The 14,863-nt window shown below is 66.3% G+C and carries 12 protein-coding genes; 8 read left to right on the top strand and 4 right to left on the bottom strand.

Annotated elements, in window-relative coordinates:
- Positions 1–20: 20 nt before the first annotated feature.
- Positions 21–590, top strand: coding sequence for a rhodanese-like domain-containing protein (locus tag METUNV2_RS0107500; RefSeq protein WP_018228863.1), 570 nt, complete (start codon positions 21–23; stop codon positions 588–590).
- 21 nt (positions 591–611) lie between these two features.
- Here METUNV2_RS0107500 and METUNV2_RS0107495 read toward each other — a convergent pair whose 3' ends face one another.
- Together METUNV2_RS0107495 and METUNV2_RS0107490 are read right to left on the bottom strand one after the other, a co-directional pair.
- On the bottom strand, positions 612–1,142 hold the full coding sequence (locus METUNV2_RS0107495) for a cytochrome b (protein ID WP_018228862.1): 531 nt from the start codon (positions 1,140–1,142) through the stop codon (positions 612–614).
- A 139-nt stretch (positions 1,143–1,281) separates the two neighbouring features.
- Complete coding sequence (locus tag METUNV2_RS0107490; RefSeq protein ID WP_018228861.1) at positions 1,282–3,162, bottom strand: potassium transporter Kup; 1,881 nt, start codon at positions 3,160–3,162, stop codon at positions 1,282–1,284.
- A gap of 125 nt (positions 3,163–3,287) precedes the next feature.
- Between METUNV2_RS0107490 and METUNV2_RS0107485 the strand changes: the two genes are divergently transcribed.
- From METUNV2_RS0107485 to METUNV2_RS0107455, 7 genes are all read left to right on the top strand, one after another.
- Positions 3,288–3,650: a nucleotide pyrophosphohydrolase gene (locus METUNV2_RS0107485; RefSeq protein ID WP_008058782.1), complete on the top strand. Its 363-nt coding sequence runs from the start codon at positions 3,288–3,290 to the stop codon at positions 3,648–3,650.
- Positions 3,651–3,752: 102 nt separating this feature from the next.
- Complete coding sequence (gene mfd / locus METUNV2_RS0107480) at positions 3,753–7,187, top strand: transcription-repair coupling factor (protein WP_018228860.1); 3,435 nt, start codon at positions 3,753–3,755, stop codon at positions 7,185–7,187.
- Positions 7,188–7,301: 114 nt separating this feature from the next.
- The gene (locus METUNV2_RS0107475; RefSeq protein ID WP_018228859.1) at positions 7,302–8,234 is read left to right on the top strand and encodes a ketopantoate reductase family protein; all 933 of its coding nucleotides are present in this window, start codon (positions 7,302–7,304) and stop codon (positions 8,232–8,234) included.
- A gap of 55 nt (positions 8,235–8,289) precedes the next feature.
- Positions 8,290–9,240 carry a diacylglycerol/lipid kinase family protein gene (locus METUNV2_RS0107470; RefSeq protein ID WP_018228858.1) on the top strand — a complete coding sequence of 317 codons (951 nt, stop codon included), beginning with the start codon at positions 8,290–8,292 and terminating at the stop codon, positions 9,238–9,240.
- Positions 9,241–9,270: 30 nt separating this feature from the next.
- Positions 9,271–10,062, top strand: coding sequence for a metallophosphoesterase family protein (locus METUNV2_RS0107465; protein WP_018228857.1), 792 nt, complete (start codon positions 9,271–9,273; stop codon positions 10,060–10,062).
- A 3-nt stretch (positions 10,063–10,065) separates the two neighbouring features.
- A complete protein-coding gene (locus METUNV2_RS0107460) occupies positions 10,066–10,872 on the top strand; it encodes a phosphatase PAP2 family protein (protein ID WP_018228856.1) in 807 nt (268 codons plus the stop codon).
- Positions 10,872–11,891, top strand: coding sequence for an ADP-ribosylglycohydrolase family protein (locus tag METUNV2_RS0107455; RefSeq protein ID WP_018228855.1), 1,020 nt, complete (start codon positions 10,872–10,874; stop codon positions 11,889–11,891). The genes METUNV2_RS0107460 and METUNV2_RS0107455 overlap by 1 nt, the downstream gene beginning before the upstream one ends.
- A gap of 3 nt (positions 11,892–11,894) precedes the next feature.
- Here METUNV2_RS0107455 and METUNV2_RS0107450 read toward each other — a convergent pair whose 3' ends face one another.
- Together METUNV2_RS0107450 and METUNV2_RS0107445 are read right to left on the bottom strand one after the other, a co-directional pair.
- Entirely contained in the window at positions 11,895–12,833 is a 939-nt protein-coding gene (locus METUNV2_RS0107450; protein ID WP_018228854.1) for a GGDEF domain-containing response regulator, read from the bottom strand.
- Positions 12,834–13,134: 301 nt separating this feature from the next.
- Positions 13,135–13,995: a PEP-CTERM sorting domain-containing protein gene (locus tag METUNV2_RS0107445; RefSeq protein WP_157281337.1), complete on the bottom strand. Its 861-nt coding sequence runs from the start codon at positions 13,993–13,995 to the stop codon at positions 13,135–13,137.
- Positions 13,996–14,863 lie beyond the last annotated feature (868 nt).

Raw genomic sequence — 14,863 nt, 5'->3', positions numbered from 1 at the left:
AGGAAGCGGAGGACGCTCCGATGAAATCCGTTCTGCCCCTGCTGGTGCTGTGCGCCAGCCTCTCCGCTGCCGCGGTCGAACCGGAGGTGGTCGGCCAGAATCGCCGCACCGTACTCGAACGTTATCTGACCGCTGCCGAAGCGCACCGCCTGGTCGACGCCAACCCTTCAGGCACGCTGTTCATCGACGTACGCACGCCGGCCGAAGTGAGCTATGTCGGCGTACCGGCCGGCATGGACGCCAACATTCCCTATCTGCTGATCGATTTCGACCACTTCGACCCGAAGACGCGCAGCTACACGCTGCACAGGAATCCGGACTTCGTGCGGGCGATCGAAGCCCGGCTCAAGGCCAAGGGTCTGGAGCACGGCGCCGACATCGTGCTCATCTGCCGCTCCGGCGACCGCACCACCGCCGCGGTAAACGTGCTGGCGGCCGCCGGCTTCAGCCGGGTATGGAATGTGGTGGATGGTTTCGAGGGCGATCTGGTCGACGGCCGGCGCACTGCCAATGGCTGGAAGAACGCCGGCCTGCCCTGGAGTTACCGGCTGGAACCGGCCCAGGCCTGGGTGCCGCCCGGCGCGCGCTGAACGCGTACCGAGCGCAGACGTTCAGTCGCGCCTGCCCGGCCACATGCGGGCCAGCGTACCGTCGCGATCGATGAAGTGGTGCTTGAGCGCCGCCGCAACATGGCCCGCCACCACGGCCATGAACAGCCAGTTCAGCACGCGATGCACCCACAGCAGCACATCGCCCAGCGCCGCGTCCTTGGCCAGCAGATCGGGCAGCGGCAGCACGCCGAACCATACGGTCTGAAAGCCCTTGGCCGAACTCATGAGCCAGCCGGACAGCGGCACGATCACCATCAGAAGGTAGAGCAGATGATGGCCGGCCTTGGCCGCCTTCACCTGCCAGCCGGGCATGCTGGACGGCAGCTCCGGCGGCCGGTGGGTGATGCGCCACACCAGTCTGAGCAGCACCAGCAGGAACACCGTGACACCGGCCCACTTGTGATACGAGTAGTACTTCAGCTTCTGCGGCGACAGCGGCAGTTCGACCATGTAGAGGCCGAAGGCGAACAGGCCGATGATCATCAGTGCGATGAGCCAGTGCAGCGACATCGCGGTGCGGGTGTAGCGCATTCTTGTTTTCCTGTGCGGGGACGATGGTCTGCGGGCGCCCGTGGGCAGCCCGAAGGTTCGGCATTGTCGATGCGCGGCAGTTCCTGCGGAAGGCATGACGCGACGGACCGGGCAAATTTCCCGGCGCCGCCACCCCGCGTCAGAGGCTGATCTGGGTGCCCAGTTCCACCACCTGGTTGGGCGGCAGGTGGAAGTAGTTCGCCGGGCCTTCGGACTGGCGCATCATCCAGCCGAACAGCGCGCGCCGCCAGGCGCGCAGATCATTGCCCTCGCCTTCGACCACGGTCGCGCGGGCAACGAAATAAGTGGTGCTCATCGGCTCCAGCACCAGCCCGAGATCGGCCAGTGCGGCCAGCGCCTCCGGAATGTTCGGTTCCTCGCGAAAGCCGTAGCGCACCTCGACCGTGTAATTGCCGCCGCCCAGTTCGTGCACCTCGATATGGTCGATGTCCGGCACCCGCGGTACGTCCTCGATCGACACGTGCAGGAAGAACACCCGCTCGTGCAGCACCTTGAAGTGCTTCAGGTTGTGGAACAGCGCGCTCGGCACGGTTTCGGTGTCCGAGGTCAGGTAGATGGCGGTACCCGGCACCCGAGGCACGTCCAGCGGTGGACCGCCGAAGAAATCCTTCATCGGAATGTTGATGCGCCGGCGCTCACGGGTGATCAGGCTGCTGCCGCGCTTCCAGGTGGTGAGCATCGTAAACAGCGCACCGCCCAGCAGCATGGGCAGCCAGCCACCGGCCATGAACTTGGTCAGATTGGATGCGAAGAACAGCACCTCCACCACCAGGAAAGCGCCCAGCACCCCCAGCAGCACGGTCTTGAGCCGGCGCTGCGACATGGTGGTGATGAACAGCATGAGCAGCGTGGTGATGATCATGTCGCCGGACACCGCGATGCCGTAGGCGGCGGCCAGGTCGCTGGAGGTGTCGAATTCCAGCACCAGCACCACCACCGCCACCAGCATCATCCAGTTCACTGCCGGGATATAGACCTGCCCGCGCTCGGTGTCCGAGGTGTGCAGCTGGCGCAGACGCGGCAGATAGCCGAGCCGGGTGGCCTGGGCGGTGATCGAGAAGGCGCCGGAAATGGTGGCCTGCGACGCGATCACGGTAGCCATGGTGGCCAGCGCGACCAGCGCGAAGCGCCACTCTTCCGGCGCCAGCATGAAGAAAGGATTGCTCACCGCCTCGGACGAACGCAGCACCAGTGCGCCCTGGCCGAAATAGTTGATCAGCAGTGCCGGCGACACGATCAGATACCAGGCCAGACGCACCGGCCGGGCGCCGAAGTGGCCCATGTCCGCATACAGCGCCTCGCCGCCGGTCAGCGCCAGGAAAATGGCGCCCAGCAGCAGGAAGGACTGGCCCGGCTTTTCGGCTACGAAGCTGGCCGCATACATCGGATTGAGCGCCCGCAGCACCTCCGGCGTCTGCGCGATGCTCCAGGCGCCCAGCAGCGCCAGCACCGCGAACCAGATCACCGTGACCGGCCCGAAGAAGCGGCCGACCACCGCGGTGCCCGAACGCTGCACACAGAACAGGATGACCAGGATGAAGATGGTGATCGGCTCGATCCAGTGCTCCAGCGTCGGTGCGACCACCGCGATGCCTTCGACCGCAGACAGCACCGAAATGGCCGGCGTGATCACCGCGTCGCCGTAGAACATCGCCGCCGCGAACACGCCGGCCGCGGTGACCGCGGCCACCCGGCGCTGCACGCCGACCCGGGCCGAGCGCTGCGCCAGCGACGCCAGCGCCAGCGAACCGCCCTCGCCCTCGTTGTCGAAGCGCAGCACGATAAACACGTACTTGAACGAAATGATGAGCGTGACCGCCCAGAACAGCGCCGACAGCGTGGCCAGCACATTCGCTTCCGACAGCGGCAGGCCATGGGTGCCGGCAAACGCCTCCTTGAAGGCGTACAGCGGACTGGTGCCGATATCGCCGAAAACCACGCCCAGCGCCGCAATCATCAGCGGCGCCAATGCCTTGGATTCGTGCTTGGCCTGGGTCATCGAGTGTCGGAAGGGAAGAGAGGCTGCCGATACTGCGCCGCACCATTGGCAAGATCAAGTCTTGACGGCGACGCGGAGGGGCAGTTTTGCAACAATCGCACACCTGCCACAACTCGACACAGACCATGCCGCACGACGCCGACACCGCCCGCCTGGACCGCCTGCGCGATCTCGTCCGCCAGTTCGTCGATGAGCGCGACTGGGCGCAGTTCCACACGCCCAAGAACCTGGCGATGGCGATGAGCATCGAGGCAGCCGAGGTGATGGAACATTTCCAGTGGCTGCCCACCGGCCGCGAACTGGCCGACGACAAGCGCACCGCGGTTGGTCACGAACTGGCTGACGTGCTGGTCTATCTGGTGCGCCTGGCCGACGTGCTGGACATCGACCTGCCGGCCGCGGTGGCCGAGAAGATGCAGCTGAACCGCGAAAAGTACCCGGCGGACCGGGTGCGCGGCGACGCACGCAAGTACGACGAGTACGAATGAGCGCCTGCCGGGCGCAGCAGGGCGACCGTTTCCGCGATAATCCCGCCTCTGCCGTCACCGGCGGCGCCTGAACTTTCCGGCGCCCCACTGCTCTGCCCGCTCATGACTTCATCGCCTTCCCTGTTGTCCCGCCTTCCCCGGCCGCGCGCCGGCGGCCGTACCGACTGGCCGAAACTGCCCGGCGGTGCCCAGGCCCTCGCACTGGGCCAGCTCGCCCGCGACCTCGGTGCCCCGCTGGTCATCGTCGCCGCCCGGCCGATGGATGCCCAGCGCCTGCTCGACGAAATCCGCTGGTTCGCCCCCGCGCTGCGCGCCTTCCAGCTGCCGGACTGGGAAACCCTGCCCTACGACCAGTTTTCGCCGCACGCCGATCTGGTGTCGGAGCGGCTGGAAACGCTGTACGCGCTGATGCGCGGCGAACTGGACGTGCTGGTGGTGCCGGCCTCGACCGCGCTGTACCGGGTCGCGCCGCGGGAATACCTGGCCGCCCACACCTTCTTCGTGCAGCAGGGGTCGAAGCTGGACGTCGAAGGCCTGCGCCTGCAGCTCACGGTGGCCGGCTACAGCGCGGTCACCCAGGTGGTGGCGCCGGGCGAATACAGCGTGCGCGGCGGTCTGGTCGACCTTTACCCGACCGGCTCCGCCCTGCCCTACCGCATCGACCTGTTCGACGACGAAGTCGAAAGCATCCGCACCTTCGACGTCGATACCCAGCGCACCGTGTTCCCGACAAAGGAAATCCGCCTGCTGCCGGCGCGCGAATTCCCGATGGACGACAAGGCGCGCGCCGCCTTCCGCTCGCGGTTCCGCGAAACCTTCGAGGGCGACCCGACCAAGTCCACCATCTACAAGGACGTATCCAACGGCGTGCCCAGCGCCGGTATCGAGTACTACATCCCGCTGTTCTTCGAGCGCACCGACACGCTGTTCGACTATCTGCCGGCCAATGCGGTGGTGGCGCTCGATTTCGAGGTGAATGACGCGATCGCCGACTTCTGGCGCGACACGAAAAGCCGCCATGACCTGATGAAGGGCGAGCGCGCCCGGCCCATCCTGCCGCCGTCCGACCTGTTCCTGTCGGAGGAGCAGTTCCACGTATCGCTGGCCAACCGGCCCATCGTGCGCCTGGGCCGCGGCGACGAGGTGGCCGATGTCGCGGCGCTTCCGGACGTGGCGGTCGAGCGCAAGTCGGACGACCCGCTGTTCAGGCTGCGTGCCCTGATCGCGGCCCAGCGCGTGCTGGTGGTGGCCGAATCGGCCGGCCGGCGTGAAACGCTGACCGACTATTTCAACGAGTACGGTCTGCCCGGCAGCGCGGTCGACGGCTTCGACGCGGCGCTTGGCAGCGACGCGAAGCTCGCCATTGCGGTCGGCCCGCTGACCGAGGGCTTCGCGCTCACCGCCCCGCCGATGGCGCTGGTGACCGAAAGCGAGCTCTACCCGTCGCAGGCCCGTTCGCGCAGCAAGCGTGACGGCCGCAAGGTGACCGCCGAGAACTTCCTGCGCGACCTCACCGAACTGAAGGTGGGCGACCCGGTGGTGCATCTGCAGCACGGCATCGGCCGCTACGTCGGTCTGATGCACATGGACCTCGGCGAAGGCGAAACCGAATTCCTGCATCTGGAATACGCCGACGGCGACAAGCTCTACGTGCCGGTGTCGCAGCTGCACCAGATCAGCCGCTACAGCGGCGCACCGGGCGACCAGGTGCATCTGCACAAGCTCGGCTCCGGCCAGTGGGAAAAGGCCAAGAAAAAGGCGGCCGCCCAGGTGCGCGACACCGCCGCCGAACTGCTGGCGCTGTACGCGCAGCGCTCGGCACGCAAGGGCCACACCTTCGGCTTCAAGCAACACGACATGGACGCCTTCGCCGAAGGCTTCGGTTTCGAGGAAACGCCGGACCAGATCAATGCCATCAATGCGGTGGTCGGCGACATGACCTCCGGCCGGCCGATGGACCGGCTGGTGTGCGGCGACGTGGGCTTCGGCAAGACCGAGGTCGCGCTGCGCGCCGCCTTCGTCGCGGTGGCCGACGGCAAGCAGGTGGCAGTGCTGGCGCCGACCACGCTGCTGGCCGAACAGCACTACCAGACCTTCACCGACCGCTTCGCCCAGGTGGCGCACGAGTGGCCGGCGCGCATCGCCGAAATTTCGCGTTTCAAGAGCGCGAAGGAACAGACGCAGGCGCTGAAGGAAACGGCCGAGGGCAAGATCGACGTGCTGATCGGCACCCACCGGCTGCTGCAGAAGGATGTGAAGTTCGCCCGCCTCGGTCTGGTCATCATCGACGAGGAACACCGCTTCGGCGTGCGCCAGAAAGAGGCGCTGAAGGCGCTGCGCGCCGAGGTGGATGTGCTCACGCTGACCGCGACGCCGATTCCGCGCACGCTGGCGATGTCGCTCGAAGGCATCCGCGACTTTTCGGTCATCGCCACCGCGCCGCAGAAGCGGTTGGCGATCAAGACCTTCGTCAGCCCGTGGTCGCGCGGGCTCATCCGCGAGGCGGTGCTGCGCGAATTCAAGCGCGGCGGCCAGGTGTACTTCCTGCACAACGAGGTCGACACCATCGAAGAGATGAAGACGCGACTGGCCGACCTGCTGCCGGAGGCGCGCATCGTGGTCGGCCACGGCCAGCTGCCGGAGCGCGAGCTGGAGCGGGTGATGCGCGAATTCACGCAGCGCAGGCACAACGTGCTGCTGTGTACCACCATCATCGAAACCGGCATCGACAACCCGAACGCCAACACCATCATCATCAACCGCGCCGACCGCTTCGGCCTGGCCCAGCTGCACCAGCTGCGTGGCCGGGTCGGCCGCAGCCACCATCAGGCCTACGCCTACCTGCTGACCGACGCGCACGCCAAGCCGACCGAACAGGGCCGCCGCCGCCTCGAAGCCATCCAGATGATGGAAGAGCTGGGCTCCGGCTTCTTCCTCGCCATGCACGATCTGGAAATCCGTGGCGCCGGCGAAGTGCTGGGCGATTCGCAGTCCGGCGAAATGCAGGAGGTCGGTTTCAACCTCTACACCGAAATGCTCAAGAGCGCGGTGAAGGCGCTGCAGAAGGGCGAACAGGCCGGCGACCTGACCCAGCCGCTGGATATCGTGTCGGAAATCAATCTGCACATGCCGGCGCTGCTGCCCACCGACTACTGCCCGGACGTACACGAGCGGCTCACGCTGTACAAGCGTCTGGCCAACTGCGAGAAGGACGACGAACTGGGCGAACTGCGCGAAGAGCTGGTGGACCGCTTCGGCCAGATGCCGGACCAGACCCGCGCGCTGCTTGAAACCCATCGCCTGCGCATCGCCGCGAAGCCGCTGGGCATCGTCAAGATCGACGCGCACGACACGCAGATCCTGTTCACCTTCGTGCCGAATCCGCCGATCGAGCCGATACGCATCATCCAGCTGGTGCAGAAGGACCGGAACTTCAAGCTCGCAGGTCAGGACCGGCTGTCGTGGAAGAAGGCCAGCCCGGATCTGGACAGCCGGGTGGCCGCGGTGCGCGAACTGATGAAGAAGCTGGCCGGCTGATCCCGCCCGTCCGGAATGTATCGCTGCGCACGCCGGCACAGTGCGCCGGGCCGGTGCTCCGCTAATGCGCCACCGGCTTATGCTGGACCGTTCCTCACCGACGGAGACCGAACCATGCGGATACTGATACTGGGTGCCGGCGGCATCGGCGGCTATTTCGGCGCGCGGCTGCAGGCCGGCGGCAGCGACGTCACCTTTCTCGTGCGGCCGGCCCGCGCCGCCGCCTTGCAGACCACCGGCCTGAAGGTGCACAGCCCGCTGGGCGACGTGGCGGTGACACCGCGGCTGCTGGGCGCGGTCGACAGCCCGGTCGACCTGGTGCTGCTGTCGTGCAAGGCCTATGACCTCGATTCCGCACTGAACGCGATCGCGCCGGCGGTCGGGCCGGACACCGTGCTACTGCCGCTGCTCAATGGCGTGGCCCACCTCGACCGGCTGGACGCCCGCTTCGGCCGGGCACGGGTGGCCGGTGGCGTGGCCCATCTGGCGCTCACGCTGGACGCAGACGGCGGCATCCGCCACCTGAACGCCACCGAAAAACTGATCGTCGGCGCGCGCGACCCGGCGCAGCAGCCGGTGATCGCCGCGCTGGGCGACCGGCTGGCGGCACTGTCGCCGGACTACACGCTGTCCGCCGACATCGAACAGGCCATGTGGGACAAGCTGGTATTCATCGCCACGCTGGCCGGTGCCACCTGCCTGATGCGCGCGCCCATCGGCGACATCCTGGACAGCTGTGCCGGCCCGGCACTGATCGCCGGCCTGCTCGACGAGGCGGCTGCGGTGGCCACCGCCTGCGGTCATCCACCCACGCCCGCCCACATGGACGGCTACCGCGCAGTGCTGACCCAGCGCGGCTCCACGCTCACCGCCTCCATGCTGCGCGACCTTCAGCGCGGCGCGCAGACCGAAGCCGAACACATCTTCGGCGACCTGCGGGAACGTGCCGCCCGACACGCACTCGCCACCCCCTGGCTCGATCTGGCGCATGCCCACCTGCAGGCCGCCGACGCACAGCGGCGCCGCGTGTCGGAATCCGCTGGCTGATCGCCGCGGGCCGGCGGCGTAGGCTGCGAAGCCATCTTCCCGACTACGGATACCGATGCCCGCAACCCGCCCACCCGCCGACGCCCCGCTGTTCATCGTGCTCAACGCCGGCTCGGGCAGTCAGGACGCCGGACGCACACGCGAGGTGATCGAAGGTCTGCTCACGGCGGCCGGCCGCCGCCATCGGGTGCTGCCGGTGCAGGACGGCCGACGCCTGCCCGCGGTCGCCTGGCAGGCGGTGCAGGAAGCGCGCATGCAGCACGGCATCGTGGTGGCGGCCGGCGGTGACGGCACCATCAACGCGGTGGCGCAGGCGGTCGCCGGCACCGGCCTGCCCTTCGGTGTGCTGCCGCAGGGCACCTTCAACTACTTCTCGCGCGAATACGGCATTCCTGCCGATACCGAATCCGCGGTCCGGCTGCTGCTGAACGGGCGGTTGCGCAGCGTGCAGGTCGGCCGCGTGAACGACCGCATTTTCCTGGTCAACGCCAGTCTGGGTCTGTATCCGGTGCTGCTGGAAAACCGAGAGGAATGGAAGCGCCAGTTCGGCCGCAGCCGTCTGGTGGCGCTGTGGGCCGGTCTGGTCACGCTGCTGCGCGGCCATCGCCGCATGACGCTTGAAATGGAGCACGGCGGGCGGCTGCGCACCGTGCACACGCCTACGCTGTTCGTCGGCAACAACCGGCTGCAACTGGAACAGATCGGTCTGGCCGAAGCGTCCGCGCTCGACGGCGGCCGGCTGGCCGCGCTGGCGCTGCGCCCGACCGGACGGCTGTCCATGCTCTGGCTGCTGGCGCGTGGCGTGTTCGGCCGGCTGGGCGAGGCGGATGAGGTACAGTCCTTCAGCTTCGCGTCGCTGCGCCTGAGCGTGCTGCGGCGCGGACGCCGGCGCAGCCGCATCAAGGTGGCCACCGACGGCGAAGTGAGCTGGATGCGCGCGCCGCTGGAATTCCGCGTGCTGCCGGACGCGCTGTCGCTGATCGTGCCCGACGACGAAACCGCCTGACCCCTGCATCGTGCCCGCATTGTGATTCCCTTGCTGCTGCAGCTGTCCGACCCGCACTTCGGTACCGAAAGACCCGAGGTGTGCGCCGCGCTGCGCCGGCTGGCGCAGACTGAACGGCCGCGGCTGCTGCTGCTGAGCGGCGATCTCACGCAGCGCGCCCGACCGGCGCAGTTCGCCGCCGCCCGCGCCTTTGCCGACAGCCTGGGCATTGCGCGCCAGGTGGTGCTGCCCGGCAATCACGATCTGCCGCTGTTCCACCTGCCGCTGCGCCTGTTCGCGCCCTATGCCCGTTACCACCGCGCCTTCGGCACGGCCCACGACAGCCTGACCGACCTCGACGGGTTGCGGCTGATCGGGCTGGATTCGACCCGCCGCTGGCGCCACTCAGATGGCGAACTTTCGGCCGCACAGATCGCACAGACCGCCCGGCATCTGCAGGACGCACCACCTGGCGCGCTCAGGGTGGTGGCGCTGCATCACCCGCTGGCGGTCAATCGGGCGACCGAAAAGCACAACCGGGTGCGCGGTCACCGCGAAGCCATCGTCCGCTGGCGCGAAGCCGGCGCCGATCTGGTGCTCGGTGGGCATATCCATCTGCCTTCGGTACGCCGGCTGACGGATCGGGGCCGCACGCTGTGGGCGGTGCAGGCCGGTACCGCGGTGTCACACCGCACACGGCGCGACGCCGGCAATTCGGTCAACCTGATCCGCGCCGGCCGTCAGCACGGCGTGCGCATCGCCTCGGTCGAGCGCTGGGACTACCGCCCGGCCGATGACCGCTTCGAACTGGCTGCACTGAGCGCCTTGCCCCTGAACGACTGAATCATGCCGCCCCTCCCGTCTTCGCCCGAACAGCTGGCCGCACTGATCGCCGGCCAGCTGCCAATGCTGCACGCCGCCCTGCTGGCGAGTGCGCTGCTGCTGGTCACCGCGCTGCAGTTCGCCAACGGCCGCCTGCATGCCAACGCCGCCGCCAGCCGCCGGCGGGTGGCGCAGATCGGCATCCTGGTCATGCTGTACGGCGCCGCCTGTTTCACCGCACTGGCGCTGGCAGTAAATGGCGGCAGCACACTGGTGCATTTCGACGATGCGCTGGCGAGCGCGCTGCGCAGCACGCTGGACGCCCCTACCCTGAATCTGTTTGCCCGCCTCACCCACTTCGGCGACACCGAAACGCTGACTGCGCTCGGGTTGATCGGTACCCTCCTGCTGCTGTGGCGACGGCAGCATCTGCTGGCCGCCACCTGGGTAGCGGCCATCGCTGGCAATTCGCTGCTGAACGTGGGCCTGAAAGCGGTGTTCCAGCGGGTTCGGCCGGTACACGAACACGGCTACGCGGCCGAAACCAGCTGGAGCTTCCCGAGTGGCCACGCTTCGGGCACGCTGGTGGCCTACGGTGTGCTCGCCTGGGTGGCGCTGCGCCTGCTGCCGGCGCGCTGGCACCTGCCGGTGCTGTGGATCGCGGTCACGATCGCGCTCACCACCGGCCTCAGCCGCATCGTGCTGCAGGTGCATTTCGCCAGCGACGTGCTGGCCGGGCTGTGTTCGGGCAGCGCCTGGCTGGCGCTGTGCATCACGGTCGCCGAATGGCTGCGCAGACGCACACCGGTACAACCGAACGGAACGCCCTGATGATTGATCCCGCACGCTTCGACGCCGCCTGGTGGGGTGGCTTCATCGCCGACGCGCTGTCCATGCCGGTGCACTGGTACTACACACGCGAACGCATTCCTGAAGACTACGGCGACATTACCGGCTACCTGCCGCCGCACAACCCGCACCCGGACAGCTTCCTGTGGCGCAGCCAGTACGCCAGCACCGGGCCGATCGACGACATCCTGCACGAACAGAAACGCTGGTGGGGCGGACCGCGCGACATCCACTACCACCAGTTCCTGCACGCCGGCGAGAACACGCTGAACATGCAGCTGGCCCGGTTGCTGGCCGAATCATTGCTGGAGTGCGGCCGCTACGACCGCGACGACTACGCACGACGCTATGTCGATTTCATGCTCACCCCGGGCAGCCACGGCGACACCTATGTCGAGGAATGCCACCGCGCCTTCTTCCGTCACTACGGTCAGGGGCTGGAGGTGGAGGACTGCGGCGTCGAGGACATCCACATCGGCGGGCTGGCCACGCTGGCGCCGCTCATCCTGTTTCACGCGCAGGACCGCGACGCGCTGCATGCGGCGGTGACCGATCATGTGGCGCTGACCCATAAGGGCGAAGAAATGGCCGCCGCCGCGACGCTGTACGCGGACCTCGCCTTCCATCTGCTGCACGGCCTGACTATGGACGACGCGCTGGCCGCCGCCGGCGACCATCCGGCGCTGCACCATCCTTACCGCGCCTGGGCCGAGCAGCGACCGGACGACGAGGTGATCGGCAGCCAGTTCAGCCCGGCCTGCTATCTGAAGGATGCACTGCCAGCCACGCTGCACCTGGCGGTGAAGTACGCCGGGGCCCCGCGCGACGGCCTGCTCGCCAACGTGCGGCTGGGCGGCGACAACTGCCATCGCGGTGCGGTGCTGGGAACGCTGCTGGGTGCCGCCGGCGCGGTCTGGCCGGCGGAGTGGATCAAGGGCCTGTACGGCCAGCGCGAACTTCGCGTACTGCTGGAACGGCTGCGCGAACGCGTGCCCGGCTGAGTTTCAGCTGAGCACTGCGCGATTGCGGCCGGCGGCCTTGGCCGCGTACAGCCGCTCGTCGGCGGTGCGGAACACGTGCATCAGTTCGTCATTGGCAGCCGACACGAAAGCGCCGCCGACCGACGTGGTCACCACGCCCCAGTCTGCGTTGCGCTCGTGCCGTATGCCCAGCCCGCGCACCGCCTCGATCACGCCATGAGCAACCCGCTCGTAAGCCTGGGCGCTGGCCTGCGGCATCAGCACCGCGAATTCCTCGCCGCCGTAACGCGCGGCGAAAGCGCCGTCGGTCAGGCGCTCGCTGTTGCAGCGTTCGACCACGCCGGCCAGTGTCTGCGCGACCGCGCGCAGACAGTCGTCACCGGCCAGATGACCGTAGTAGTCGTTGTACTTCTTGAAATGGTCGATATCGAGCATCAACAGCGCGAACGTCGCGCCGCTGCTGCGCGCCTCGCTCCAGGCCAGATCCAGCGTCAGGTCCATGTGGCGACGGTTGCACAGCCCGGTCAGTCCGTCACGGCTGGCCTGCTCCTTCAGCAGCCGATTCGCGACCGACAGCCGCTTGCGCAACGCGGCAATGCGCGCCATCGCCTTCATCTTGGCCTGCAGCACCGCTTCCGCCACTGATTTAACGATGAAATCATCGCCACCGGCCTCGATCGCGGTAATCAGGTTTTCCTGGGTGTCGGACGCGGTCAGGAACAGAATGGGTGTCCATGCCCAGTCCTGCGTTGCTTCGAGCGCGCGGATCCGGGCGGTGGCCTCGAAGCCGTTCATGACCGGCATTTCGATGTCCATCAGCACCAGATCGGGCACCACCTCGGCAAAACGGGCGACCGCCACTTCTCCGTTCTCGGCCACGCTCACCTCGTACCCGAAGGATGCGAGACGCACCGACATGACGGCAGCCATGGCGCGGCTGTCCTCGACCAGCAGAATCTTCATCGTTTCACCACTGCGTACAAAGGTCGGCCGGCGCGGAGCGTGCTTCCCCCGAAACACGGGCATCCGGCGATGTCCGGGCTATCGGCCAAAAGTCGTGGAACTGAAGAGCTCAGAAACGGGGCGCCTGCCGACGCCTGAGTGTCCGCTCCGCTGCGAGCCATCCTGATTGTTCCGGTGACGGCCACCATCCCGCTCAGCGGTATCGGGGGAAGAAACGCGCGGAACAAAAACAAAGGGCCGGCGTGCGCCGGCCCTGTTGCTGCAACCACTCGCCCGGGCAATCGGCCGCGCCGATGGAGGCTCAGGCAGCGAGGCGCCGGCGAACAACGGTACCCATCAGGCCCAGGCCGGCAAGGAACAGTGCGTAGCTTTCGGGTTCCGGAACCGGAGCAGCGATGACGTCAAAGCTCAGGGTCGGAAGTGCCTGTGCCTGGCCACCCGTGAAGATGATCATTCCGAGCGTATCGCTGGTGCCCATGAGGTACAGCGAGATGGCCTTGTCGCCTGTAGCGCTGGCCGAAAGGATGTCCTGGACAAAGCTCTGTTGCTTGGACAGGGAGTAGCTGAGGGCGACATACCCGGTGGTGCTGGCACGGGTGAAGGTTTCGGAGCCCAGCAGCGCAGAGGAGCCCGCCCAGACGTCGAGATCCGTCTGGCTGGATGCATAGATCGGATTGAGTTGCCTGTCGGTTGGCGTGCCGGCGGATTGCCGCCAGTTGTCGTTCTCGACCCACAGGATGTCGAAAGTGCCTGAGCCTACGCCGAAGCGCGAGTTGTTCTGCGTGGCATACGACGAGTTGAACGACAGGGTGACGTTGTCAACCGTCCAGTTGCCCGCACCGTAGCTTGCGTTCAGCGAATCGACAGCACTGCCAATATCGAAGTGGAAGACTTCGTTGGCCGGCGTGGCGTTGCCACCGGTATTGGTGATGGCCCGGCTTCCCTGGACGCCGCCGGCGCCACCGGCCCAGCCCCAGCCGTCCTGTGCGGTGGTGTAGACCGGAAAGACCATGTCGCTCCAGTAGTTGCCAGCACCGCCAAGTCCGCCACTGCTACCGATGGCGGAGCTGACGTGAGTCAGTACGGTGGCGCCGGCATGTGCTGCGAAAGGAAACAGGAGTGCGCCCAACGCTGCTGAAACGATCTTGAGTCTGTTCTTCATTTGCTTGTCCTCATCGATGAAAAGTGCTGTCGGCCCATGGCCCTGGTCAACACGCTCGCTTGCCTGTCATTTCTGGCGAGCAATATGCATGAACACATATAACGAAAAGCGGAAAACCGGCAATCCGGATCGGGCGACGGATAAGCGGTGATCTTGTTCCATAGACGATCTGGAGATCACCCGCAGGCATTCGGTTTGCATATTCACGCACCAACCCGATGTCCTCGCACCTCTCGTCGTATACTGTAAGATATAGCGATATATTTGTCGACGGTCCGACAGAATCGAAATCCCATGAGACATCTTCAGGTCGAATATATGAATTTCCGTTCCACAATCCACGCTCAGCAGGAACGGTTTTTTTCGTGGGTGGCATCTGTCGGGAGTGTTCATTGAATCGGATGGCATACCGTTCAGATTTTCACGGTAAAGCGGGAACGGAGCTTGGGTCGCGGTCGCATCAACGGGCAGGCAGTGTGCGCCCGCTGTCTGGACACCAGGCGCCCAATGCGTGTGCCCCCATCCTTGGGTCACACCGGGCGTCGCCACCCGGATATTCCTTTGCGGTGAATATCACTGCGAATCAACCCGAAGCAGCCCGAATCAGACGGCGCAGTGCTGACCGGAATTACAGGTTGCGGAAAGAGGTGGCACAGCGGGAGACAACGATTCATGCCGTCCAACCCGCATGGCATGCTGTGGCGTATGGGTGCTTCTTTAGCCTTCGCTGAGTCGAGTACTGAATAGCGCTGAGCAGCACCTTACAGAAATTTTTTAAATCAGCTTAAACCTGCGGATCGACCCGATTTTCTTCCACCCTAGACCGATAAATACTCGGCAATCGTTATATACAAAAATATATTTCGAA

Source organism: Methyloversatilis universalis EHg5 (assembly GCF_000378945.1).
GTDB classification, from domain to species: Bacteria; Pseudomonadota; Gammaproteobacteria; order Burkholderiales; family Rhodocyclaceae; genus Methyloversatilis; species Methyloversatilis universalis_A.
Note: the sequence above shows the minus strand (reverse complement) of the source record. Positions and strands in the feature narration are given on the sequence as shown.

Coding starts and splice junctions, on each gene's coding strand:
- METUNV2_RS0107500 (WP_018228863.1), top strand. CDS start 21: ATGAAATCCGTTCTGCCCCTGCTGGTGCTGTGCGCCAGCCTCTCCGCT.
- METUNV2_RS0107495 (WP_018228862.1), bottom strand. CDS start 1,142: ATGCGCTACACCCGCACCGCGATGTCGCTGCACTGGCTCATCGCACTG.
- METUNV2_RS0107490 (WP_018228861.1), bottom strand. CDS start 3,162: ATGACCCAGGCCAAGCACGAATCCAAGGCATTGGCGCCGCTGATGATT.
- METUNV2_RS0107485 (WP_008058782.1), top strand. CDS start 3,288: ATGCCGCACGACGCCGACACCGCCCGCCTGGACCGCCTGCGCGATCTC.
- mfd (WP_018228860.1), top strand. CDS start 3,753: ATGACTTCATCGCCTTCCCTGTTGTCCCGCCTTCCCCGGCCGCGCGCC.
- METUNV2_RS0107475 (WP_018228859.1), top strand. CDS start 7,302: ATGCGGATACTGATACTGGGTGCCGGCGGCATCGGCGGCTATTTCGGC.
- METUNV2_RS0107470 (WP_018228858.1), top strand. CDS start 8,290: ATGCCCGCAACCCGCCCACCCGCCGACGCCCCGCTGTTCATCGTGCTC.
- METUNV2_RS0107460 (WP_018228856.1), top strand. CDS start 10,066: ATGCCGCCCCTCCCGTCTTCGCCCGAACAGCTGGCCGCACTGATCGCC.
- METUNV2_RS0107455 (WP_018228855.1), top strand. CDS start 10,872: ATGATTGATCCCGCACGCTTCGACGCCGCCTGGTGGGGTGGCTTCATC.
- METUNV2_RS0107450 (WP_018228854.1), bottom strand. CDS start 12,833: ATGAAGATTCTGCTGGTCGAGGACAGCCGCGCCATGGCTGCCGTCATG.
- METUNV2_RS0107445 (WP_157281337.1), bottom strand. CDS start 13,995: ATGAAGAACAGACTCAAGATCGTTTCAGCAGCGTTGGGCGCACTCCTG.